20 protein-coding genes are annotated in these 22,101 nt (G+C 73.0%); 12 read left to right on the top strand and 8 right to left on the bottom strand.

Features of this window, described 5'->3' with window-relative positions; translation table 11 throughout:
- Positions 1–20 precede the first annotated feature (20 nt).
- Entirely contained in the window at positions 21–1,088 is a 1,068-nt protein-coding gene (locus tag KE274_RS08730; protein WP_211542857.1) for a threonine aldolase family protein, read from the top strand.
- Between the two features lie 25 nt (positions 1,089–1,113).
- Here the strand turns inward: KE274_RS08730 and KE274_RS08725 are convergent, their stop codons facing one another.
- On the bottom strand, positions 1,114–1,719 hold the full coding sequence (locus KE274_RS08725) for a DUF4916 domain-containing protein (RefSeq protein WP_211542855.1): 606 nt from the start codon (positions 1,717–1,719) through the stop codon (positions 1,114–1,116).
- Between the two features lie 72 nt (positions 1,720–1,791).
- On the opposite strand from KE274_RS08725, the gene KE274_RS08720 reads away from it, so the two are divergent.
- The gene (locus KE274_RS08720) at positions 1,792–2,472 is read left to right on the top strand and encodes an alpha/beta hydrolase (protein ID WP_211542853.1); all 681 of its coding nucleotides are present in this window, start codon (positions 1,792–1,794) and stop codon (positions 2,470–2,472) included.
- On the opposite strand, the gene KE274_RS08715 is transcribed toward KE274_RS08720, so the two are convergent.
- Positions 2,445–2,735, bottom strand: coding sequence for a hypothetical protein (locus tag KE274_RS08715; RefSeq protein WP_211542851.1), 291 nt, complete (start codon positions 2,733–2,735; stop codon positions 2,445–2,447). The genes KE274_RS08720 and KE274_RS08715 overlap by 28 nt on opposite strands.
- Before the next feature lie 285 nt (positions 2,736–3,020).
- Between KE274_RS08715 and KE274_RS08710 the strand changes: the two genes are divergently transcribed.
- Complete coding sequence (locus tag KE274_RS08710; protein ID WP_211542849.1) at positions 3,021–4,679, top strand: ABC-F family ATP-binding cassette domain-containing protein; 1,659 nt, start codon at positions 3,021–3,023, stop codon at positions 4,677–4,679.
- Between the two features lie 42 nt (positions 4,680–4,721).
- On the opposite strand, the gene KE274_RS08705 is transcribed toward KE274_RS08710, so the two are convergent.
- Positions 4,722–5,420 carry a DUF1361 domain-containing protein gene (locus KE274_RS08705; RefSeq protein ID WP_211542847.1) on the bottom strand — a complete coding sequence of 233 codons (699 nt, stop codon included), beginning with the start codon at positions 5,418–5,420 and terminating at the stop codon, positions 4,722–4,724.
- A gap of 178 nt (positions 5,421–5,598) precedes the next feature.
- Here KE274_RS08705 and KE274_RS08700 point away from each other — a divergent pair, with 178 nt between their 5' ends.
- The 4 genes from KE274_RS08700 to KE274_RS08685 all read left to right on the top strand — a co-directional run bounded on the left by KE274_RS08700 (position 5,599) and on the right by KE274_RS08685 (position 12,252).
- Positions 5,599–10,176 carry an ATP-dependent helicase gene (locus tag KE274_RS08700; protein WP_211542845.1) on the top strand — a complete coding sequence of 1,526 codons (4,578 nt, stop codon included), beginning with the start codon at positions 5,599–5,601 and terminating at the stop codon, positions 10,174–10,176.
- Positions 10,177–10,195: 19 nt separating this feature from the next.
- Positions 10,196–10,990, top strand: a complete 795-nt coding sequence (locus tag KE274_RS08695; protein WP_211542843.1) for an EI24 domain-containing protein — start codon at positions 10,196–10,198, stop codon at positions 10,988–10,990.
- A complete protein-coding gene (locus tag KE274_RS08690; RefSeq protein WP_211542841.1) occupies positions 10,990–11,763 on the top strand; it encodes an Fpg/Nei family DNA glycosylase in 774 nt (257 codons plus the stop codon). The genes KE274_RS08695 and KE274_RS08690 overlap by 1 nt, the downstream gene beginning before the upstream one ends.
- An 81-nt stretch (positions 11,764–11,844) precedes the next feature.
- Positions 11,845–12,252 carry a DapH/DapD/GlmU-related protein gene (locus KE274_RS08685; protein ID WP_211542839.1) on the top strand — a complete coding sequence of 136 codons (408 nt, stop codon included), beginning with the start codon at positions 11,845–11,847 and terminating at the stop codon, positions 12,250–12,252.
- 3 nt (positions 12,253–12,255) lie between these two features.
- On the opposite strand, the gene KE274_RS08680 is transcribed toward KE274_RS08685, so the two are convergent.
- The 3 genes from KE274_RS08680 to KE274_RS08670 all read right to left on the bottom strand — a co-directional run bounded on the left by KE274_RS08680 (position 12,256) and on the right by KE274_RS08670 (position 15,872).
- Positions 12,256–13,824: a metallophosphoesterase gene (locus KE274_RS08680; RefSeq protein WP_211542837.1), complete on the bottom strand. Its 1,569-nt coding sequence runs from the start codon at positions 13,822–13,824 to the stop codon at positions 12,256–12,258.
- 163 nt (positions 13,825–13,987) lie between these two features.
- Complete coding sequence (locus tag KE274_RS08675; protein WP_211542835.1) at positions 13,988–14,647, bottom strand: LuxR C-terminal-related transcriptional regulator; 660 nt, start codon at positions 14,645–14,647, stop codon at positions 13,988–13,990.
- On the bottom strand, positions 14,640–15,872 hold the full coding sequence (locus tag KE274_RS08670; RefSeq protein ID WP_211542833.1) for an ATP-binding protein: 1,233 nt from the start codon (positions 15,870–15,872) through the stop codon (positions 14,640–14,642). The genes KE274_RS08675 and KE274_RS08670 overlap by 8 nt, the downstream gene beginning before the upstream one ends.
- 114 nt (positions 15,873–15,986) lie before the next feature.
- Here KE274_RS08670 and KE274_RS08665 point away from each other — a divergent pair, with 114 nt between their 5' ends.
- The 4 genes from KE274_RS08665 to KE274_RS08650 are packed head-to-tail and all read left to right on the top strand — an operon-like array spanning position 15,987 to position 19,432.
- Positions 15,987–17,603: a PspC domain-containing protein gene (locus tag KE274_RS08665; RefSeq protein ID WP_211542831.1), complete on the top strand. Its 1,617-nt coding sequence runs from the start codon at positions 15,987–15,989 to the stop codon at positions 17,601–17,603.
- Positions 17,600–17,911 carry a hypothetical protein gene (locus KE274_RS08660; RefSeq protein ID WP_211542829.1) on the top strand — a complete coding sequence of 104 codons (312 nt, stop codon included), beginning with the start codon at positions 17,600–17,602 and terminating at the stop codon, positions 17,909–17,911. The genes KE274_RS08665 and KE274_RS08660 overlap by 4 nt, the downstream gene beginning before the upstream one ends.
- Positions 17,912–17,921: 10 nt before the next feature.
- On the top strand, positions 17,922–18,674 hold the full coding sequence (locus tag KE274_RS08655; protein WP_211542827.1) for a LysR substrate-binding domain-containing protein: 753 nt from the start codon (positions 17,922–17,924) through the stop codon (positions 18,672–18,674).
- A gap of 41 nt (positions 18,675–18,715) precedes the next feature.
- A complete protein-coding gene (locus tag KE274_RS08650) occupies positions 18,716–19,432 on the top strand; it encodes a glutamine amidotransferase-related protein (RefSeq protein WP_211542825.1) in 717 nt (238 codons plus the stop codon).
- Between the two features lie 15 nt (positions 19,433–19,447).
- On the opposite strand, the gene KE274_RS08645 is transcribed toward KE274_RS08650, so the two are convergent.
- Together KE274_RS08645 and KE274_RS08640 are read right to left on the bottom strand one after the other, a co-directional pair.
- Positions 19,448–19,918, bottom strand: coding sequence for a glutaminase (locus KE274_RS08645; protein WP_211542823.1), 471 nt, complete (start codon positions 19,916–19,918; stop codon positions 19,448–19,450).
- Positions 19,915–21,129, bottom strand: coding sequence for a cation:proton antiporter (locus KE274_RS08640; protein WP_211542821.1), 1,215 nt, complete (start codon positions 21,127–21,129; stop codon positions 19,915–19,917). The genes KE274_RS08645 and KE274_RS08640 overlap by 4 nt, the downstream gene beginning before the upstream one ends.
- An 84-nt stretch (positions 21,130–21,213) precedes the next feature.
- On the opposite strand from KE274_RS08640, the gene purU reads away from it, so the two are divergent.
- Complete coding sequence (purU, locus tag KE274_RS08635) at positions 21,214–22,065, top strand: formyltetrahydrofolate deformylase (protein ID WP_211542819.1); 852 nt, start codon at positions 21,214–21,216, stop codon at positions 22,063–22,065.
- The last annotated feature ends 36 nt before the right edge of the window (positions 22,066–22,101 follow it).

The raw sequence follows: 22,101 nt of genomic DNA, 5'->3' as shown, positions 1-22,101 counted from the left end.
AGGGCGATTAGGCTTGAGCGGTGAGCATCCCCCACGACCCCGCGGTGCGGGGCTTCGCCAGTGACAACTACTCCGGCATCCACCCCGAGGTCCTCGCGGCGATCGCCTCCGCGAACGGCGGGCACCAGGTGGCGTACGGAGAAGACGCCTACACGGCCCGCCTGCAGGAGGTCTTCCAGCACCACTTCGGCGAGGGCGTCGAGGCCTTCCCCGTGTTCAACGGGACGGGCGCGAACGTCACCGGCCTGCAGTCGATGCTGCCGCGCTGGGGTGCCGTGATCGCGGCGGCCACCGCGCACATCAATGTCGACGAGGGGGGCGCGCCGGAGAAGATCGGCGGGTTCAAGCTCCTCACCGTGCCCACGGACGACGGCAAGCTCACGCCCGAGCTGATCGACCGCGAAGCGTGGGGCTGGGGCGACGAGCACCGTGCGCAGCCGCTGGTCGTGTCGATCACGCAGTCCACCGAGCTGGGCACCCTCTACACGGCCGAGGAGATCCGCACGATCGCCGACCACGTGCACGAGCGGGGCATGAAGCTGCACCTCGACGGCGCGCGTCTCTCGAACGCGGCCGCCGCACTCGACCTCCCCCTGCGCGCCTTCACGCGCGACGCCGGCGTGGACGTGCTGACGTTCGGCGGCACCAAGAACGGCGCCATGCTCGGCGAGGCCATCGTGGTGCTCAACCCCGCCGCCGCGGACGGGCTGCCGTACGCCAGGAAGTTCAACATGCAGCTGTCGTCGAAGATGCGCTTCGTCTCGGCGCAGCTCATCGCGCTGCTGGAGGGCGACCTGTGGCTGCGCAACGCCCGGCACGCGAACGCCATGGCCGCCCGGCTCCGGTCGCGCATCGAGGCGGGGCTGGCCGACGGGACCATCGTCGGCGTCGAGTTCACGCAGCCCACGCAGGCCAACGGCGTCTTCGCCACGCTGCCCGAGGGGGTCGCCGACCGGCTGCGCGACGTGTTCCGCTTCTACGACTGGGACGCCGCGCGTCGCGAGGTGCGGTGGATGTGCGGCTTCGACACCGAGGAGTCCGACGTGGACGCCTTCGTCGACGCACTCGGGCGGCTCACCACCGCCTGACGCGGCGCACCGGGCGCCCGGACGCTCAGCGGAGGAGTCCGACGCTCGCCAGCGCGAGCCGGACGAGCGTGCCGCGCCCGCCCTCCATCTCGGCGGCCACGGCGTCGGACGCTGCGGCCTCCGGCGAGAACCAGGTGACCTCCAGCGCGTCCTGCCGCGGCTCGCACGTGCCGGTGACCGGCACCACGAACGCCAGCGACACCGCGTGCTGCCGGTCGTCGTGATAGGCGCTGACGCCGGGGATGGGGAAGTACTCCGCGACCGTGAACGGCAGCGGCTGCGGCGGAAGCAGCGGGAACGCCATCGGGCCGAGATCGTTCTCGACATGACGGAACAGGGCGTCGCGAATGGTCTCGCCGAAGCGGACTCGTCCCGACACGATGGTCCTGGTCATCTCCCCCATCGGCGTCGAGCGGAGCAGGATGCCGACCTCGGTCACCTGGCCGGAGCCATCGGTGCGGACCGGGATCGCCTCGACGTACAGCATCGGGAGCCGTCGACGGGCCTCTTCCAGTTCGACGTCGCTCAGCCAGCCGGGGTTGGCGTCCGGCGCCGGCGGAGTGCCGTCGCGGAACGCATCGAGGCCCTCGTCGTCGGGCTCCGGATCGGGATCGGGTGTGCGCACCGCCATGCCTCCTTTCTATCAGCACCCTCCGACGAGGGACACCGGCGGCGCGTCCGTCCCGCCTGGCAGGATGACGGGGTGAGCGAGATTCTGACGATCGACGAGACCGCCACCCGATGGTCGACCGCGGAGCGCGACGGGCTGCCCCTGCTGGTCCTGCTGCACGGCTACGGCGCCGACGAGCACGACCTGTTCGGGCTCGTGCCGTATCTTCCCTCCGGGCTCGCGGTGGCCTCGGTCGCCGCACCCCTCGCCCCGCCGTGGCCCATGCCCGGACGCTCGTGGTACCCGATCGAGGGCCTCGAGGGTCGCAGCTCCACGGCTGTCACGCTCGCGGCGGAATCGTTCCTCCGGTGGCTCGACGTCGCCGCGGCCGATGCTCCCTCGGTCGCGCTGCTCGGCTTCTCCCAGGGTGCCGCCGTGTCGCTGCAGGCGCTGCGGCTCGCGCCGGAGCGCTTCGGCGCCGTCGTCGCCCTGAGCGGCTACGTCGCCCCGGAGCCCCTGCCCGACGACGACGTGCTCACAGAACTCCGCCCGCGCGTGTTCTGGGGCCGCGGCACCCACGACGACGTGATCCCCGCGGCGCTGATCGACCACACCGCCCAGTGGCTGCCCGCGCATTCGGAGCTGTCCGGCCGCGTCTACAGCGGCCTCACGCACAGCATCTCCGAAGAGGAGCTCGGCGACGTGCACCGCTTCCTCACGATCTGGCGCGACGGGGCGACCCCCGCTCAGGCCGAGGGCGCGCGACCGTCCTGACCGTCGTCCGCGGGTGCGTCGTGCGCGGGTCGGTCGTCGGCCGGCGGCGCGTCTTCCGACGGCGACTCGCCCGTGGTCGCGCCGCCTCGGCCGCGGAACGCCACTGACAGCGCCACCCCGATCGCGAGGCCGATGCCGATGCCGAGCGCCCAGTTCTGCAACGCCATACCGAGCGAGACGCCGATCGCGATGCCGAGCGCGAGGCCGATGCCGAGTCCGCTCCGCGCGCGCAGCTCTTCCGGGCTGGGGTTCCGATCCGCCATGGTTCCACGCTACGCGCCGCATCCCGCCCAGGCATCCCCCGCGCGACGGACGACGCCCGCGACACGCCCGGGAGTTGCGAACGCCGACACGCCCGGGTATCGTCGTGGCGTCCTGTCCGCCGTGTCTGGAAGTCCTTTGATCTGAATCGTCGCCTCCGCGCTCCTCTATCCGCGCGCTGACCCGACGATCGCCGACTCCACGGCAGACCCCCGCCTCCGGCTGCGACCCGTTCGCGCCCCCGGGCCTCGGCGTCAGTGCACCCCGCACTCGACAGGAGACACCCCGTGTCACAACCCACCACTGTTCACCCCTCGGTCGTGCTCGACCGGGTCACCTACACCTGGCCGGACGGCACGACCGCGCTCGACGGCGTCTCCGGCGCGTTCGGCTCCGGACGCACCGGCCTCGTCGGGCGCAACGGCGCCGGCAAGTCCACGCTGCTGCGGCTGATCGCCGGAGAGCTCGAACCCACGAGCGGCGTCATCTCCGCGTCCGGCGAGGTGGCCTTCCTCCCGCAGCAGCTCACGCTCGACGTGAACCGCCGGGTGGCGGACCTGCTCGGCGTCTCGCGCGCCCTCGATGCGGTCCGTGCGATCGCCGCGGGCGACGTCGACCCCGCCCACTTCGACGCAGTCGGAGACGACTGGGACATCGAGGCACGCGCCGAAGCCTCCCTCGCCGAGGCGGGGCTCGCCCCCGAGCTCCTCGACCGCACGGTCGGCGAACTGTCCGGAGGTGAGGCCGTGCTCGTCGCGATCGCCGGGATCCGGCTGCGGCGCGCCCCGATCACGCTGCTGGACGAGCCGACCAACAACCTCGACCGGGACGCGCGCGCCACACTGGGGGCGATGGTGCGGGCCTGGAAGGGCACGCTCATCGTGGTCAGTCACGACCTCGCCCTGCTCGAACTCATGGACGACACCGCCGAGCTCTACGGGCAGACCCTGAGCGTGTTCGGCGGGCCCTACTCCGCGTGGCGCGCCTGGCTCGACACCGAGCAGGACGCCGCGAAGCAGGCCGAGGTCGCCGCCGCACAGGCCCTGCGCAAGGAGAAACGGCAGCGCATCGAGGCCGAGGTCAAGCTCGCCCACCGGGCGCGCACCGCCCGCAAGGCCGAACTCGAGAAGCGCGTGCCGAAGATCATCGCCCACGGCCGGAAGATGGCCGCCGAGGTCTCCGCGGGCAAGCTGCGCACGGAGGTCGGCGCCAAGGAGGAATCCGCCCGCGCCGCGCACGACGAGGCCGGGCGCCGCGTCCGCTCGGACGACTCGATGAAGATCGAGCTGCCCGATCCGGACGTGTCGCGGTCGCGGCGCCTCGCCGAACTGACCGACGGCGAACGCTCGTGGGTCATGCAGGGCCCGGAACGGGTCGGGCTGATCGGACGCAACGGCGCCGGCAAGACGACGCTGCTGGAACGGCTCGTCGCGAGCGCCGCCTCCGATGCCCCCGCGGCGACGTCGGGCACAGACGCCGCGTCCCCGGCCCCGGACCCCGACCGCCCGGTGCTGCGGGCCACGGCGTTCACCGATCGGATCGGCTACCTGCCGCAGCGCGTCGACGGCCTCGACGAGAGCGCGTCCGTGTTCGCCAACATCGCCCGGCGCGCGCCGCACGTGCCGGAGAAGGAGCTCCGCAACCGCCTGGCCCGGTTCCTCCTCCGCGGGGCCGCCGTCGAGCGGCCGGTGGCATCGCTGTCCGGCGGCGAGCGCTTCCGCGCCGCGCTCGCGGGGCTGCTGCTGGCCGACCCGGCACCTCAGCTCGTGGTGCTCGACGAGCCGACCAACAACCTCGACCTGGACACCGTCGATCAGCTGGTCGACGCGCTGCGGGCCTACCGCGGGGCGGTGCTGATCGTGAGTCACGACGACGCGTTTTTGGAACGCCTCGACCTCGATCTCACGCTCGAGATCGATCGTGAGGGCGCCCTCCGCGAGGTCTAGCCCCGCACCCGGCACCGCGCCCCGCCGGGCGCGGTGCCGGGACTACAGCAGCATGGCCATCGGCCCCACGAGCAGGACGTAGAGGATGGCCAGCAGCACCGCGTGCAGGAGGCAGAAGCCGAGCGCCTCGACGACGCGCCCCGGCGCGGCGAAGTGCGCCACCAGCGTGCGCGCGAACCGCGTCGGCCGCACCAGGTCCCAACTGTTGAAGCGGATGTGACGACCGAGATACACCCCGAACGACACCAGCGCCAGGATCGCCCCGACCACGGGCCACGAGTCCGCGCGCGCGAACGGGTGCACCGCGTTCGGGTTCCGCAGGGCCACGTAGGCGAGCTGCGCGACCAGCACGTTCAGCAGGGCGTTGACCACGCCCGACAGCGCGAGCGCCAGCGTGGCGACGATGTCGAACCACAGCGGCACCGGATCGCCGTCGCGCCGGTGGGAGAAGTTCAGCTCCGTGATCAAGTACGCGGAGTTCGGGAGCAGCAGCAGCCACACCGCACCACCGGCACCGATCGCGACCCAGAGCACCAGCGGCGGGACGCCGACCGCGACGATCACCGCGCACACCATCGCGAGCACGGCGAGCGCGACCGCCGGCGCGAGCGAGAGCCCGATGTTCACGACCATGGGGCGATACAGCCGCACGCGATAGAGGGGCGCCCGCAGGACCACGAGGAGCAGGGCGAAGAGGTTGAGGGCTGTCGCTCCGGCGAGCAGCACGATGATCGCGTTCATGGGTCGGCTCCTGAGTCGGTGGGCGCTCGCCGCCGGCACCGCCTCGCCGAGACGAGGCCGCCCGCAGGGATCGGTGCGCGCGCGGCGCGAGGGAGAATGTAACACGCCAGATGACGGCTCCCGGTCGAGTCGCGCCGCGCGCGGCCCCGATGTCGGACGCCTCCGCGAAGATGGAGGGATGAGCGATGTGCTCGAGCGCTTCACGCCCGCCACCCAGGACTGGTTCCGTGGTGCCTTCACCGCGCCTACCCCGGCACAGGCCGGAGCATGGGACGCCATCTCGGCGGGCAAGCACGCTCTCGTGGTGGCGCCGACCGGGTCGGGCAAGACGCTCTCGGCCTTCCTCTGGGCGATCGACAGCGTGTTCCGCGAGCGCGCGGAGGGGGCGACGGAGCCGGGAGCGGCGCGCACGCGCATCCTGTACATCTCGCCGCTGAAGGCCCTGGGCGTCGACGTCGAGCGCAACCTCCGCTCTCCGCTCATCGGGATCGGTCAGTCGGCGCGCCGCCTTGGCCTCGCGGCCCCGGGCATCACGGTCGGCGTGCGGTCGGGCGACACCACGTCGAGCGACCGGCGGAAGCTCGTCTCCGACCCGCCCGACATCCTCATCACGACGCCCGAGTCGCTGTACCTCATGCTCACGAGTCGCGCGGGCGAGACACTGCGCGACGTGCACACGGTCATCATCGACGAGGTGCACGCGGTCGCGGCCACCAAGCGGGGTGCGCACCTGGCCGTGAGCCTCGAGCGTCTCGACGCACTGCGGGCCTCGCACGGCGCCGAGCGGCCCGCGCAGCGGATCGGCCTGTCGGCCACGGTGCGGCCCATCGACGAGGTCGCGCGCTTCCTCGGCGGTGCCGACCCGGTCGAGATCGTGGCGCCGCCCGCCTCGAAGACGTTCGAGCTGGGCGTGGTCGTGCCGATGGACGACATGACCAACCCGCCCCCGCCCCCCGGAGCGCCGCCCGAGGCCCCGGGCGCGGACGCGGAGTACACGGAGGTCACCGGTTCGGTCTGGCCGCACGTCGAGGAGGCGATCGTCGACCGCATCCTGCAGAACAACTCCACGATCGTGTTCGCGAACTCCCGGCGGCTCGCCGAGCGCCTGACCGGGCGGCTGAACGAGATCTACGCCGAGCGGCTCGGGCTCGCGCTGCCCGAGGCGACCGTCCCCGCCGCGATGATGGCGCAGGCGGGCTCCACCGCGGGAGCCGACCCCGTGCTCGCGAAGGCGCACCACGGCTCCGTCTCGAAGGAGCAGCGCGCACAGGTCGAGGAGGAGCTGAAGTCGGGCCTGCTGCGCTGCGTGGTCGCGACCAGCAGCCTCGAACTCGGCATCGACATGGGTGCGGTCGATCTCGTGATCCAGGTCGAGGCCCCGCCCTCGGCCGCGTCGGGGCTGCAGCGCGTGGGGCGGGCCGGGCACCAGGTGGGCGAGATCAGCCGCGCCGCGCTGTTCCCCAAGCACCGCGGCGACGTGCTGCACACCGCGATCGTCACGGAGCGCATGCTCGCGGGCAAGATCGAGGCCATTCAGGTGCCGCGGAATCCGCTCGACATCCTGGCGCAGCAGACCGTCGCCGCGAGCGCCCTCGGCGCGATCAGCGTGGAGGAGTGGTTCGAGACCGTCCGGCGGTCGGCACCGTTCCAGTCGCTGCCGCGGTCGGCGTACGAGGCCACGCTCGACCTCCTCGCCGGTCGTTTTCCGTCCGACGAGTTCGCCGAGCTGCGGCCGCGACTCGTGTGGGACCGCGACGCCGGGACGCTGACCGGACGGCCGGGGGCGCAGCGCATCGCCGTCACCAGCGGGGGCACCATCCCCGACCGCGGGCTCTTCGGCGTGTTCGTGGCCGGCGAGTCGACGGGCGCCCGCGTCGGCGAGCTCGACGAGGAGATGGTGTACGAGTCGCGCGTGGGCGACGTGTTCACGCTCGGCACCACGAGTTGGCGCATCGCCGAGATCACGCACGACCGGGTGAACGTGATCCCCGCGTACGGTCAGCCCGGCAAGGTGCCCTTCTGGCACGGCGACGGCATCGGGCGGCCGTTCGAGCTCGGCGAGGCGCTGGGCGCGTTCTCGCGGGAGGTGTCGTCCGCGTCGCCCGAGAAGGCACAGCAGCGGCTGATCGACGCCGGGCTGGACGAGCAGGCGCGAGCGAACCTGATGGCGCATCTGACCGAGCAGCGCGAAGCCACCGGAACCCTGCCCACGGACCGCACGCTCACCGTCGAGCGCGGCCACGACGAGGTCGGCGACTGGCGGGTCATCCTGCATTCCCCCTACGGCATGAAGGTGCACGCGCCGTGGGCGCTGGCGATCAACGCGCGAGTGCGGGAGCGACTCGGCGTGGAGGGGTCGGCGGTCGCGAGCGACGACGGCATCATCGTGCGCATCCCCGACGCGGAGGCGGAACCACCGGGTGCCGAACTGTTCGTGTTCGATCCCGACGAGCTGGAGCAGCTGGTCACGCAGGAGGTGGGCGGCTCGGCCCTGTTCGCCTCCCGCTTCCGCGAGTGCGCGGCGCGCGCCCTGCTCATGCCCCGCACGAACCCGAACCGCCGCACGCCCCTGTGGCAGCAGCGGCAGAGGTCCGCGCTGCTGCTCGAGGTCGCGCGACGGCACCCCACGTTCCCGGTGATCCTGGAGACGCTGCGCGAAGTGCTGCAGGACGTCTACGACCTGCCGTCCCTGCGCCGCCTGGCGACCAGCATCGCCGACCGCCGCATCCGCCTGGTGGAGACGCAGCCGGGGCAGCCGTCGCCCTTCGCGCGCGACCTGCTGTTCGGCTACGTCGGCGCGTTCATGTACGAGGGCGACTCCCCGCTGGCCGAGCGCCGGGCGGCCGCCCTCTCGGTCGACCCCGCGCTGCTGGGCGAACTGCTGGGCACGGTCGAGCTGCGCGAACTGCTCGACCCCGACGTGATCGCGCAGTTCGAGCGCGAGGCGCAGCGGCTCGACCCGGAGCGACACGTGCGCGGACTCGAGGGGGTGGCTGATCTGCTGCGCCTGCTCGGCCCGCTCGATGCGGACGAGGTGGCCGCGCGGCTCGACCCCGATTCGACGAACGGTGCCACGTCCGCGGAGCTGCTCGACGACCTCATCACGGCGCGCCGCGCGATCCCGGTCACGGTCGCCGGCGTGGCCAGGGTGGCGGCGATCGAGGATGCGGGCCGGCTGCGCGACGCGCTCGGCGCCGCCTTGCCCACGGGCATCCCGGTCGCCTTCCTCGAACCGGTCGACGATCCGCTGGGCGACCTGGTGGCCAGATACGCCCGCACGCACGGGCCCTTCCCCACCGCCGACGTCGCGGCACGGTTCGGCATCGGCACCGCGGTCGCCCGGCACACCCTGCAGCGCCTGGAGACCGCGGGACGACTCACCAGCGGCTACTTCCTCCCCACCGCCGCCGGGAGTGCCGACGACCTGGAGTGGTGCGACGCCGAAGTGCTGCGACGGTTGCGCATGCGGTCGCTCGCCGCGATCCGCGGCTCCGTGGAACCGGTGTCTCCCGAGGCGTATGCGCGCTTCCTCCCCGACTGGCAGCACGTGGGGCGACCCCTGGAGGGCATCGACGGCGTGCTCACCGTGATCGAGCAGTTCGCCGGGGTGCCGGTGCCCGCGAGCGCGTGGGAGTCGCTCGTGCTGCCCTCCCGCGTGCGCGACTACTCCCCCGCGATGCTCGACGAGCTCACGGCCGCGGGCGAAGTGATCTGGTCGGGCCACGGCACTCTCCCCGGCCGCGACGGGTGGGTGTCGCTGCACCCCGCCGACCTCGCGCCGTTCACGCTCCCCGAGCCCGACGCCGAGATCGCCGCCGACTCGCTGGAGGCGCGACTGCTCTCCGCGCTCTCCGCGGGCGGGGCGTACTTCGCGTCGCAGCTGAAGGACATGACCGCCGCCGAGAACGAGCAGTCCGTGCTGGAGGCGCTGTGGGCCCTCACCTGGTCGGGCCGTGTGACGAACGACACCTTCGCCCCGATCCGCTCCCTGCTGGCGGGCGGCTCCCAGGCCCACAAGGTGAAGCGGCGCGCCCCCCGCGCGCGCACCTACCGCGGCATGTCGCTCACCCGCACGGCGCCGCGACCGACGTCGATCGGCGGTCGATGGTCCCTGCTGCCCGCAATCGAGACCGATCCGGCGCGGCGGGCGACCGTCTCGGCAGGACTGCTGCTCGACCGCTACGGCGTCGTGACCAGGGGCGCCGTGCAGGCCGAGGGCGTGCCGGGCGGGTTCGCGCAAGCGTACCGCGTGCTCGCGGGGTTCGAAGAGGCGGGGCACTGCCGTCGCGGCTACGTGATCGAGAAGCTGGGCGCCGCGCAGTTCGCGGCATCGGCCACGGTCGACCGGTTGCGCACCTACGCGGGACTCGCAGACCCGCCGCCGCGCACGGCCGTGACCCTGGCCGCCACCGACCCCGCGAACCCCTACGGTGCCGCGCTCGCGTGGCCGAAGCTCGACGGGGTGTCGCACCGTCCCGGCCGCAAGGCGGGTGGCCTCGTGGTGCTGGTCGACGGCGCGCTCGTGCTGTCGTTGGAGCGCGGCGGCCGCACGGTGCTGTGCTTCACGGACGACCCCGAGGTGCTGCGCGCGGCGACGGCCGACCTCGCGGCGACAGCGCGCACGCGACGGCTCGACACCCTGACGGTCGAGAAGGTGAACGGCGAGGGGGTGTACGGCACGGAACTCGCCGTCGCGCTGCAGGAGGCCGGGTTCGTGCAGACGCCGCGGGGGTTCACGCTCCGCAAGGTCGTATGAGCGCCTCTACCCTGGAGCCATGATCCGAGAGTTCAGCATCGGCGTCCGCACCCTGCTGCGCGGCTTCGGTCTGTGGCGCACGCGGCCCGGCCTGATGGCGCTCGGGCTGGTCCCCGCGGTGATCGCCGTGCTGATCCTGGCGGCGGCGATCGTGCCGCTCGTGATCGGAACACCGTCGATCTCGTCGTGGCTCACCCCGTTCGCCGACCGGTGGGACGAACCGTGGCGCGGGCTGCTGCGCACCGTGGTGGGTCTGGTGGTCGTGGCGGCGGCACTCGCGCTCGCGAGCTCGGTGTTCAGCGCGCTCACCCTCACGATCGGCGACCCGTTCTACCAGCGCGTGTGGCACGCGGTGGAGGTCGACCTGGGCGACCCGCCGCCGTCCGACGGCGGCAGCTTCTGGACCACCGTGGGCGAGGGACTCCGGCTGGTGGTGCTCGGCATCCTGATCGCCCTGCTCGTGCTGCTGCTGGGCCTGATCCCCGCAGTGGGCGGGTTCGTGGCCCCGGTCACCGGGGTCGTCCTCACCGGGCGGCTGCTGGCCCGCGAGCTCACCGGCCGGGCGTTCGATGCCCGCGACCTGAGCCCCGCCGACCGCGCCGCCCTGTTCGCGGGCAGCCGGGCGCGCGTGCTCGGGTTCGGCGTCGCCACGCAGTTGTGCTTCCTGATCCCGGGCGGAGCCGTCGCGGTCATGCCGGCCGCCGTCGCGGGCAGTACGGTGCTCGCGCGCGACATGCTCGCCCGCCGCCCGTCGGCTCCCGCCCCCGCAGGCGTCCCCGGCATGCCGCAGACCCCCGGACCGCGGGGCTCCTGATGCCCGAGGGCGATACCGTCTTCCGCACCGCGCGACGCCTCGACGAGGCACTGGCGGGTGCCGAGGTGACGCGCTTCGATCTGCGCGTGCCGCGCTTCGCGACGCTCGACCTGACGGGCCAGCGGGTGCACGCGGCCGTGCCTCGGGGCAAGCACCTGCTGCTGCGCATCGGGGACAGCACGCTGCATTCCCATCTGCGCATGGACGGCGCGTGGTTCGTGTACCGCCCGGGCGAGAAGTGGCGGCATCCGGCCTTCAAGGTGCGCGCGATCGTCGGCACGGCGGAGCGCGAGGCGGTGGGGGTCGACATCGCGGAGGTCGAGGTGGTTCCCACGCGCGACGAGGGCGAGCTGGTCGGCTATCTGGGGCCCGACCCGCTCGCTCCGGACTGGGATGCGGCCGAGGCGGTGCGGCGACTCGGAACCGACGCGCGCAGCATCCACGTGGCCCTGCTCGATCAGCGCAACGTCGCGGGCTTCGGTAACGAGTACGCCGCCGAGCTCCTGTTCCTGCGCGGAATCCTCCCGACCACGCCGACCCCGGAGGTCGACGTCGCGGCGCTGATCGACCTGGGCGTGCGCACCATCCGGGCGAACCGCGACCGCCGCAACCGCACCTTCACCGGCATCGACCGGCCGGGGCAGTCCACGTGGGTGTACGGCCGGGCGGGTCGTCCGTGCCGCCGCTGCGGCACCCTCATCCAGCGAGGCGAGCAGGGTGCCGATCCGACGAGGGAGCGGATCACGTTCTGGTGCCCGCGCTGTCAGCGCTGACGCACATCCATCCGAGGGAATGAATCAGGGCACCCCGTGGTTGTTGATATATCCGGAGAACTCCGGAACACGGGAGGAATCGTGGGCAAGAACTACGTCGACATCGAGAACGACCAGGGCGCGACGCTGCGGTACCGCAAGCACGCGAACGGCCGTGGCCTCGTCGCGCACGGCGCGAAGGTGCACCCCAAGGCACACATCGAGGCGGGCGCCTACATCGAACCCGGCGCGCGCGTCGGGGCGGGAGCCATCATCGCGCGCGGAGCGTGGATCGACGAAGACGCCGTGATCGGCGAGGGCGCGTACATCGACGCGCACGCGCACGTCGGACCGGGCGCCGCCGTGGGAGATCACGCGCACGTGGGCGTCCGCACCGACATCGGCCCTGGCGCACGCATCGTGCCGGGCGCACGCATCGGAGACGACGAGACCGTCGCCGCAGGGCTCACGGTCGCCACCGACCAGAAGGGCCTCTGGCTGGCCGCCTGACCGTCAGTCGCGATCGCCTGCGGCGGGGCTGCCCGTCATGACCAGATCGAACGTGCTGCTCTTCGTGCCGAGATAGTTCACATGGGCGGAGGCGGCGATCACGTTTTCGCCGTCGCGCAGCACGCCCTTCGGCACCGTGAACGTGATCGGGTCGTTCGTCGCGTTGTCGGTCGAGCGGCCCACGTCCGCGAACGTCTCGCTGGTCGGCTTCTTCGACGCGAGATGCGAGGTGCCGATCAGCGTGCCGTTGATCCACACGGCGACGCCGTCATCGGCCCGGGTGGTGACGGTCACCGCCGACAGCTCGTCGACGTCCTTCAGGTCGACGGTCTGACGGAACAGCATCGCCCGCGCGCGGTTCGCCGGATCCGTCGCACCGAGGTCGACGGTCGTCTCGACGCCCTTGCCCCACCCCAGCGGGGCCTGCCCGGACGGCCACTCGCCGTCATCGAACCCGGTCTTCGTCCACCCGGACGGCCACGGGCCCTGCGCGTTCCACACCTTCCAGTCGGAGCCCCCGCGCAGCAGCACCCTGTCGTGCGACGGGGAGAGGTCGACGGGGAGCGTGAAGTGCCCGTCGTCGTCCTTCTCCTCCTGCTGCAGCGTCGGCGAGTACGTCCGCGCGTCGACCGTGCCCGCCGCCGGATCGAACGTGTAGTACCGCAGCCACCCGTCTCCGCCGTTGGCGCGGCCCTGGTAGTTCGACAGGATCTGCGGCACGGGCTGCCCGCACGCGTTGACGTCGGCCCGCCGCGCCTCACCCTTGTCGCCCAGAGCCCAGTGGCCGTTGACGACCATCGCGATGGAGCAGTTCTCCGAGATGAAGTCCCGCCACAGGTCGACCTCGGTCACGGGGGTCACGTCGGTGCGCTCGGTGGCGGTGGACCTCGCGCCCCCCGTGGTGATGAGCCCGTGCACGGCGAGGATCACCCTCCGGTCGGGGTGGGCGTCGATCACGCGCTGCGCCCACTCGAGCGCGTATCTCGGCGTCTCGTACTCCAGGCTCAGCAGCAGGAGCTTCGTGTCGCCCACGGTCAAGAGGCTGTAGTTGTCCTTATTCTTCCGGTCGATGCCGTCCTTACCGAACTGGTTCTCGCCGAGGTACCCGCCGTACGACACCGTGGCGCTGTTCCACGACGCCTTCGAGTACCGGGTGGGCGGGAAGTACGTGTCGTAGGTGCTCGACTCCCCCGTGGTGACGTCGAGGTCGTGGTTGCCCGGGAGCACCGAGTTCGGCACGCCCGCGTCGTCGAGGATCTTCATGCCCGCGCTCGCGCGCTCCCACTGGTGCACGTCGGGCCAGGAGTCGACGAGGTCGCCCACCTGGATCACGAACTTCGTGTTGAGCTTCTTGCGCGAGTCGACGATCCACTGCGTCTGCGCCGCGAGACTCTGCGCGAGCTCGTCCGAGACGGTGTACATCTGCGTGTCGGGCAGCACGACGATCGTGAACGGCTTCTCCTGCGTCCCCCCGGCCTGCCGTGTCGCTCCGTCCGCCGCGCTCGGCGCGCACGCCGGTGCGACAACGCCCAGCACGCCCAGCATCACCAGCACCCCGGCGAGCCGTCGCACGGCTCGGTTTCCGTGACTCGAGAAACGCATACTCCGATGACCCCCAGTTCGCTGCCGATCCCACGGATCGGTGGCCCGCCCCTTCTCCGTCCCGCACCGGAGGCGCATCCGGACGCCGATCGGACACGGATGCGCACTGGCAGTATGGCACCGCTTCCTGTGATCAGAGCAGGCGGCGTTCCGAGGCCCACGCGGTCAGCTCGTGGCGCGACGACAGCTGCAGCTTGCGCAGCACCGACGACACATGGGTCTCGACGGTCTTGATCGAGATGAACAGCTCGGCGGCGACCTCCTTGTAGGCGTAGCCGCGCGCGATCAGGCGCATGACCTCCTGCTCGCGCGCCGACAGCCGATCGAGTTCATCGGTCGCGGTGGCCGTCTCCCCGGCGACCGCCCCGAACGCGTCGAGCACGAACCCGGCGAGCCGCGGCGAGAACACCGCATCGCCCTCGGCCACCGCGTGCACGGCCCGGCTGACCTCGCCGCCCGACGAGCCCTTCGTGATGTACCCGCGGGCGCCGGCGCGGATCACGCGCACCACATCCGCCGCGGCGTCCGACACGCTCAGCGCGAGGAACCGGGCGTTCGACGGCTGCGATCCGCGGATGACCGCCTCTCCCCCGCTGGCGTCGTCTCCCTCGCCGCCCGGAAGGTGCACGTCGAGGAGCACGACGTCGGGCCGGGTGTCTGCGATGACCGCGATGGCCGACGGCACGTCCGCGGCCTCGCCGACCACGGTCACGCTGGCGTCGAGGTCGGCGCGCAGTCCCGACCGGAAGATCGAGTGGTCGTCCACGATGACCACACGGATGCTGTCAGCCACGGTTCTCCTGTCCGATCGGGACTCTGTCCTGTGCGGGCGCGGGCGGAAGGTGCAGGTGTACCTCGGTGCCGCCCTCGTCGCTGCGCACCGCGCCCGACCCTCCGGCTCTGCGCATGCGGCCGATGATCGACTCGCGCACGCCCAGGCGATCGCTCGGCACGTCGTCGAGGTCGAAACCGTCGCCGCGGTCGCGCACGTACACGTCGACGCCCCGCGCACTGCCCTCGATGTACACCGACACCTCGCCGCCCGCATGGCGGGCCGCGTTCAGCATCGCCTCGCGCGCGGCCGCCGCCAGCTCCCCGCTCGCGCGCTCCGCGGACAGCCCCGCCGAGACGACCTCGATGCGCACCGCGTGGTCGAGCTCGAGCGCGGCGGCATAGTCGCGCAGATCGGTCGGCAGGTCGCTGTCGGCCGGGGCGTCGCCGTCGTACAGCCACGCCCGCAGCTCCCGCTCCTGGGCGCGCGCGAGCCGGGCGGCCTCGCTCGACGCCCCCGCCCGGTTCTGGATGAGCGCGAGCGTCTGCAGCACCGAGTCGTGCAGGTGCGCCGCCATCACGCTCCGCTGCTCCTCCCTGATGCGGCGGATGCGCTCGCCCGCCAGCTCGCGCCACCGCGGGATCAGGGCCGACGCCACGACCGCGATCAGACCGCCCAGCGGCAGCAGCGCCAGCGCGACGCCGGAGCGGGCGATGGGCCACGACAGCAGCAGCAGCGACACGAGCCCGAGGAGCAGCGCCGCGAGGATCCGCACCGACATCGTGTGCCGAGGGCCGCGGGCCGTATCGGTGCGGTCGATCAGCGTGGCCCACAGGCCCGCCGCGGTCGCCGCCAGCGCCGTCCCGCCCACGACGACGGCGGCGAGCGCGGACGGGATCGACCCGCCGAGCGCGTCGCTCCCCACGCGCCATGCCACGATCACGAGCGCCCCTACGGCCGCCGGGGCGAGCAGCAGCCACGCCACCGGCACCCGGCGGGTGGGCGCGTGCTCCCCCTCCGTCCACGGCATGAAGGCCCAGCACCACGCGTACAGCAGCACGCCCGCACCGCCGCACAGCGTGAGCGCGAGGAACAGCGCCCTGACCAGCCACGCCCGCACGCCGAGGTGGCGGGCGAGCCCCGCGCTCACGCCGGACACGAGGCAGTCGCGGTCACGCGTCAGGGGCGGCCGGGGCGGCGCGGGCACCCGGGCGGGACGCGCGGGGGCGGGCGCCGAAGAGGACATACCGTCATCCAATCATCCGGCGTGCCGCCCGGGGGCTTCCCCGGCCCAGAACCAGGGTCCGCTCAGGGGTTCCCCCGATGGCCGCGCGGCTCCCGGCACCGGCAGGATCGACACATGACGATTCCGACCGCTCCCCCGCCGCCCGCCGACCCCGACGCCGCCGTCGACGGCGCGGCACCGTCCGGCCGCACCGTGCCGCGCGGCGCCGAGCGCTTCCTGCTCTGGGTCGCCGGCCTCGGGGTCGCGCGCTCCGAGGGGTGGCTCGGTGGCGTGGCGGCCGGCATCGCCGCTCGGCTGCGCATCGACCCGCTGATCGTGCGCGGCGTGCTCGTGGTCGCCGCGCTCTTCGGGCTGCCCGTGATCTTCCTCTACGCCGTCGCCTGGGCCCTGCTGCCGGACGCGGACGGACGCGTGCACCTGCGCGACCTGCTGGAGCGCCGGTACGAGCCGGTGCAGCTGGGCATCCTCGCGATGGCGATCATCGGGCTCCTTCCCACCGCGCCGCTCACCGGGCGCCTGTTCGGGCTCGGCTACGAGAGCTGGTCGGCCCTGTCGCTGTTCGGCTGGATCGTCGGGCTGGTGCTCGCGGCCGGACTGCTCTTCCTGATCGTGCGTGCCGCGCGCCGCACCCCGGGCGCTTCCGCGCCGGACCTGCCGATGGCTTCCGCAGCTCCGGCGGCCCCGGGCGCGTCCGCCCCCCTCGCGGGTTCGGGTCCCGCCGAGGGGGCGGACGCCATGTCCGCACCGCCGTCCCCGTCCGAAACCGCCGTCCGCGCCGCGGACACCGCATCGCCCGCCGACACCGCACCGCTCGCCGACACCGCACCGCTCGCAGGGACCGGCGTGCTCCCGCCCGCCCCGCCCGCACCCCTGCCGCCCGGTGCACAGGACCCCGCCGCGCTCGACGCATGGCGCGCCCAGCACGCGGCCTGGAAGGAACAGGACCAGGCGTGGCGGCGGCAGCAGCAGGATGCCGAACGCGCCGCGCGGGAGCAGCTGCGGCGCGAGCGTCAGGCGGAGGCCGCGGTGTTCGCCGCCGAGGCCGCCGAGCGCCGGCGCCTGCGTCGCGCGTCGAACCCCCGGGCCGGATTCGCCTCGGTCATGGCCGCGCTCGGACTGGCGATCGTGGTCGGGGCGGGCGTAGGGCTCGCCGTCGGCGAGGGCCTGGGCGGCGCGCTCGGGCTGCTGTCGGCGGCGCTCGTGCTGGCGGTGTCGATGATCGTCGCCGGGGCACTGCGGCGGCGCAGTGGCTTCCTGGCCTTCGCGACGATCGCGACGCTCGTCGGCGGGCTCGTCGCCGGTGGCTTCGCGGCGGTCCCCGGCACCACGCTCGGCTACGCCTCGATCAGCAACAACCAGCCCGCGCAGGTGCGCCAGCCGTTCGGGGACCTGTACGTGCAGCTGCACGAGCACGCCGGGGGTCCGCGGCCCATCGTGATCGACAAGGGCTCCGGCCGCACCGAGATCTTCGTGGACGAGGGCGTGCGCCTTCAGCTGCGCGGCACGGTCGGCGACGACGTCGAGGTGAGCTGGCTGCGCGTCGACCCGCAGGCCGGACGCATCACCGACAGCGGCACGTGGCCCCTCACCCGCGACGGCGGCGACTGGACCGTGTCGGAGGACATCACCGCGGGCGCCGGGTCCCCGTCGACCGTGCAGCCCGTCACCATCCACCAGACCAGCGGCGTCATCGCCATCACGGTCAACGAGTCCACGGAGGACGAGCGATGAGCACCGACACGATCACCGCCCCGCGCACCCGCTGGGCCGCCATCATCTGGGGGGTCGTGCTGGCCGCGATCGCCGGGGCCGCCCTGTGGGTGCTCGCCGACGACGACCGGCGCGCCGCCCTCGCGGACGGTGTCAGCACCCTGACGCCCGCCACGATCCTCACCGTGGTGCTGCTGAGCGCGGGGGCGCTGCTGCTCGTGGGCGGCGCGGCCGGGCTCGTGCGGCGGGCGCAGCGCCACCGCGCGGAGCGCCTCGCCTCGACCGTCTCCGAGGCGGCACCGGCTCCGGTCGCGCACCCCGCCGAGTAGCCTGGACGGCATGGCGCACCAGGGACGACGACCCGCGAAGGGCTCCGGCAAGGGCACACCCCCGCGCCGGAACAGGACCGTCGCGGGCGGGCGTCCGCGCTCCGGGTCGCCGAAGAAGGCCCCGGCCCCCGCGAACCGCACGGTCGTGTTCGACGCCGTGCCCGCCGCGCCGGAGGAGCCGCGCACCTTCCGGCTGGGCGCGGTGCCGGGGGCCACGCCGGGCACCTGGATCGACCGCTGGAAGCAGCGCCGTCCCGAGGTGCCGCTCGAGCTCGTGCCGATCGAGGTCGCGTCGCAGCGTGCGGCCCTGGACGACCTCGACGCCGCGCTCGTGCGGCTCCCGCTCGACGACGCGTCGCTGCACGTGATCCCCCTGTACGACGAGGTCCCGGTGGTCGTGGCCGCTGCGGACTCCCACCTGATGGCGGCGGACGAACTCGCTCCGGGCGATCTGGAGGGCGAGGTCGTGATCACGCTGAGCGACGACGTGTGGGGCGGCCTCGCGCTTCCCGGCACCGAGGCCGCGCGGTTCGCTCCGCTGCCCACGGGCGACGCGATCGCCACCGCGGCCTCCGGGGTGGGCGTGGTGATCGTGCCGATGTCGCTCGCCCGGCTGCACCACCGGAAGGACGCCGACCACCGCGTGCTCGCGGACGGCCCGGTCTCCACGGTCGCACTGGCGTGGCGCCGCGACCGGACGACGCCCGACGTCGAGACGTTCGTCGGGATCGTGCGCGGCCGCACCGCGAACTCGTCCCGCTGAGTGCGTCGGCCGGGCACCCGGCCCCTCGTTAGAATCTCCTGATGGCCTCGCTCCTCTATGTCTGCGTGCGTCCCGAGGTCGGGGCGGCCGACGCCGAGCACGCCTCCTTCCGCCGGGCTCTCGGCGTCGACGTGGTCGACCGGCTCGACCTGCTGCACGAGCCGCTGAGCCCCGCGCATCTGGAGCACTACCGGGGCATCGTGATCGGCGGCTCGCCGTTCAACGTGAGCGACCGCGCCAAGACGCCGACGCAGCTGCGCGTCGAGGCCGACCTGGAGATGATCGCGCACGCCGCGACCGCGGCCACCGTCGCCGCGTTCTTCACCTGCTTCAGCATCGGCGTGGTCACCCGGCTGCGCGGCGGCGAGGTGGTCACGAGCATGCCGGAGCCCGCCAGCGCGACCGTGATCCGCACGACCCCGGAGGGCGACGCCGACCCGGTGTTCGGACCGAGTGGTCCCGCGCTCACGGTGTTCACGGCGCACAAGGAGAGCGCGGCGGCCGTTCCCCCCGGCGCGACGCTGCTGGCCACGAACGACGCCTGCCCCGTGCAGGCCTACCGCGTGGGGTCGCACCTGTATGCGGCGCAGTTCCACCCGGAACCGACGCCGCGCGACTTCGCCGACCGGATGACCTTCTACCGCACCACCGGCTACTTCGACCCGGAGCAGTTCGACGCCGTGCAGCAGGAGGTGCTCGCGGCCTCCGTCACCGAGGGCGCCGCGCTGCTGCGGCGCTTCGCGGAGACCTTCGCCTGAACCGCGGCCCGGGGGTCACGCGGTGGCGCCGCCGCGCAGCAGCTCGATCCGCTCGCGGAGGTACGACTCCAGCGGCATGAAGCCACCCGCGGTGCTCCACCGCACGGACGGCACCCCGTCGAGGAGAGCGAGCGGGCCGGACGAGCCGCCCGCGTCCACGCCGTCCACGTCGATCACGCTCCACCCCACGTGCACCACGTCGCCTTCGCGGAAGCCGCCGCGCAGCGCCTCGGCCCGGCGCTCGGCGCGTGCCCGCGCGGACTCGGCGGTGTAGCCGCGGCGGCCGGGGTCGGCGGCCCGCAGCACCTCGGCCGTGGCGAGGGCGTGGGTGTCGGTGAGCAGCAGCACGCCCAGGTGCCACGCCTCGCCCACGCGCACGATGCGGCGCCCGCGCCACCGCGACTCCCGTTCCTCGCCGAGCCCCTCGCGCGGCACCCCGGCGAGCTCGGCCACGGCCGCGGTCAGCAGCGCGGAGGCGGAGGTCACAGCTCCCCCTGCGTGGTGCGGTCGGCCAGTGCGGGCCCGACCACCGGGGCGCGGTCGCCACGGAGCGTCATGCCGATCAGCGGATACAGCAGCACGGACAGCATTCCGGCACCGACGAGCGCGGCCGCCGTGCCGGTGTCGAGCATGTCCTGGTCCACGCCGATCGCGGTGACGGCGACGATGATGGGCAGTCCGGTCGCCGCGAGCAGGCCGAGGGCGGCGCGGTCGCGCACGGTGGCGCCCGCGGGCGCGGACAGCTGCGCCGCGGTCCCCCGGATCACCAGCAGCGCGATCAGGAACACGGGCACCAGTGCCAGCGCGGCCGGCGAGGACCGCAGCGCGTCGAGGTCGAACGTGACGCCGGTGTAGAGGAAGAAGATGGGTACGAGGAATCCGAACGCGATCGCCTCGATCTTGCTCTCCACCTCCTCCGCATCCTTCTTCGGCGCGCGGGCCATGATGATCCGCCAGATCGCCCCGGCGACGAAGGCACCCAGCAGCATGTCGAGATCGAGCATGACGCTGAGACCGACGAGCGCCGCGATCAGCAGGATCACGAACCGCACGCCGAACTGATCGGAGGTGTGCAGCGTCGCCCGCACGATGCCGTGCAGGCGGCCGTGCGGCACCCGGTGCGCCACGAGCACGGCGAGCCCGGCCAGCACCACGAAGGTCAGCAGCACCGCGGTCGCGAGCGGCGTGGTCCTGGTGCTGAGGAAGATCGAGATCGCGATCAGGGGCAGGAACTCGCCGACGGCCCCGATCGTGCTGATCGCGCGGCCGAACGCGGTGTCCAGCTCCTTCGCGTCGCGCAGGATCGGCATGAGCGTGCCGAGCGCGGTCGAGCTCAGCGCGATCCCGACCACGACCATGCCCTCCCCTGGAGCGAAGAAGAAGCCGAGACCGATGCCCAGCAGCACGCTGAGCAGCCAGCCGAGCGAGGCACGGGCGAGCGGCTTCCCGGCGACGGAGCGGAAGTCGATCTCGGACCCGGCGACGAAGAACAGCACCGCCAGCCCGAAGTCGCTCAGCTTCTCCAGCAGCGGCCCCGGCTCGACCCAGCCCAGCACCGCGGGACCGGCGAGGATGCCCAGCACGAGCTCGAACACGATGATCGGCACGCGCACGAGCGGCCGCACCCCTCGCGCGAGGAGAGGGGCGGCGACCGCCAGCAGGGGGATCAGCACCAGGCCGACGTCGCTCGCGTCCACGCTCTCAGGGTAGCGACGGCCCGCGCGATTCGCTCCCCGCCCGCGCGACACGGCAGAATCGATGCACACCCTGGAGGAGCCCCCATGAGCCAGCCCGATACCGCCCGCCTGCTGATCGCCTGCGACGACCAGCCCGGCATCGTCGCCGCGGTCGCCGGCGTGCTCGCGCGGCACGGCGCGAACATCATCTCGCTCGACCAGCACTCCACGGACTCCGAGGGCGGACGCTTCTTCCAGCGCACCGTCATCCACCTCCCCGGCCTCGCCGCCGCCCGCCCCGCGCTCGAGGCCGACATCGCCGAGGTCGCCGAGCGCTTCGGCATGGAGTGGTCGCTGCATGACGTGTCGCGGCGCAAGCGGGTCGCGATCTTCGTCTCCAAGTACGACCACTGCCTCATGGAGCTGCTGTGGCGCACGCAGCGCGGGCAGCTCGACATCGACATCACCATGGTCGTGTCGAACCACCCCGACCTCGCCGAGGCCGTGCGCTCGTTCGGCGTGCCGTTCGTGCACATCCCCTCCGGCGACAAGCAGGCCATGGAGGAGCGGCAGCTGGAGCTGCTGCAGGGCAACGTCGACCTGGTCGTGCTCGCCCGGTACATGCAGATCCTCACGGACGACTTCATCACGCGGCTCGGCGCCCCCGTGATCAACATCCACCACTCGTTCCTGCCCGCGTTCATCGGCGCGAACCCGTACGCGCGCGCCAAGGAGCGCGGCGTGAAGCTGATCGGCGCGACCGCGCACTACGCCACGGCCGACCTCGACGAGGGCCCGATCATCGAGCAGGACGTCACGCGCGTCACCCACTCCGAGTCGGCGGCCGAACTGCAGAGCCGCGGTGCCGATGTCGAGCGCCTCGTGCTGGCCCGTGCGGTGCAGTGGCATGCGGAGGACCGGGTCATCGTGCACGGCCGCTCCACCGTCATCCTCTAACGCCACGGCAGTTGCCTCACGCTCGACGTACCGTCT

The sequence above is a fragment of the Microbacterium paraoxydans genome, from assembly GCF_018224615.1.
GTDB classification, from domain to species: Bacteria; Actinomycetota; Actinomycetes; order Actinomycetales; family Microbacteriaceae; genus Microbacterium; species Microbacterium paraoxydans_B.
Note: the sequence above shows the minus strand (reverse complement) of the source record. Positions and strands in the feature narration are given on the sequence as shown.

What these genes read in the sequence shown, in the direction of transcription:
- KE274_RS08695 (WP_211542843.1), top strand. Translation starts at nt 10,196, where the DNA reads ATGATCCGAGAGTTCAGCATCGGCGTCCGCACCCTGCTGCGCGGCTTC.
- KE274_RS08650 (WP_211542825.1), top strand. Translation starts at nt 18,716, where the DNA reads ATGGCCTCGCTCCTCTATGTCTGCGTGCGTCCCGAGGTCGGGGCGGCC.
- KE274_RS08705 (WP_211542847.1), bottom strand. Translation starts at nt 5,420, where the DNA reads ATGAACGCGATCATCGTGCTGCTCGCCGGAGCGACAGCCCTCAACCTC.
- KE274_RS08665 (WP_211542831.1), top strand. Translation starts at nt 15,987, where the DNA reads ATGACGATTCCGACCGCTCCCCCGCCGCCCGCCGACCCCGACGCCGCC.
- KE274_RS08715 (WP_211542851.1), bottom strand. Translation starts at nt 2,735, where the DNA reads ATGGCGGATCGGAACCCCAGCCCGGAAGAGCTGCGCGCGCGGAGCGGA.
- KE274_RS08690 (WP_211542841.1), top strand. Translation starts at nt 10,990, where the DNA reads ATGCCCGAGGGCGATACCGTCTTCCGCACCGCGCGACGCCTCGACGAG.
- KE274_RS08670 (WP_211542833.1), bottom strand. Translation starts at nt 15,872, where the DNA reads ATGTCCTCTTCGGCGCCCGCCCCCGCGCGTCCCGCCCGGGTGCCCGCG.
- KE274_RS08660 (WP_211542829.1), top strand. Translation starts at nt 17,600, where the DNA reads ATGAGCACCGACACGATCACCGCCCCGCGCACCCGCTGGGCCGCCATC.
- KE274_RS08725 (WP_211542855.1), bottom strand. Translation starts at nt 1,719, where the DNA reads ATGGCGGTGCGCACACCCGATCCCGATCCGGAGCCCGACGACGAGGGC.
- purU (WP_211542819.1), top strand. Translation starts at nt 21,214, where the DNA reads ATGAGCCAGCCCGATACCGCCCGCCTGCTGATCGCCTGCGACGACCAG.
- KE274_RS08655 (WP_211542827.1), top strand. Translation starts at nt 17,922, where the DNA reads ATGGCGCACCAGGGACGACGACCCGCGAAGGGCTCCGGCAAGGGCACA.
- KE274_RS08700 (WP_211542845.1), top strand. Translation starts at nt 5,599, where the DNA reads ATGAGCGATGTGCTCGAGCGCTTCACGCCCGCCACCCAGGACTGGTTC.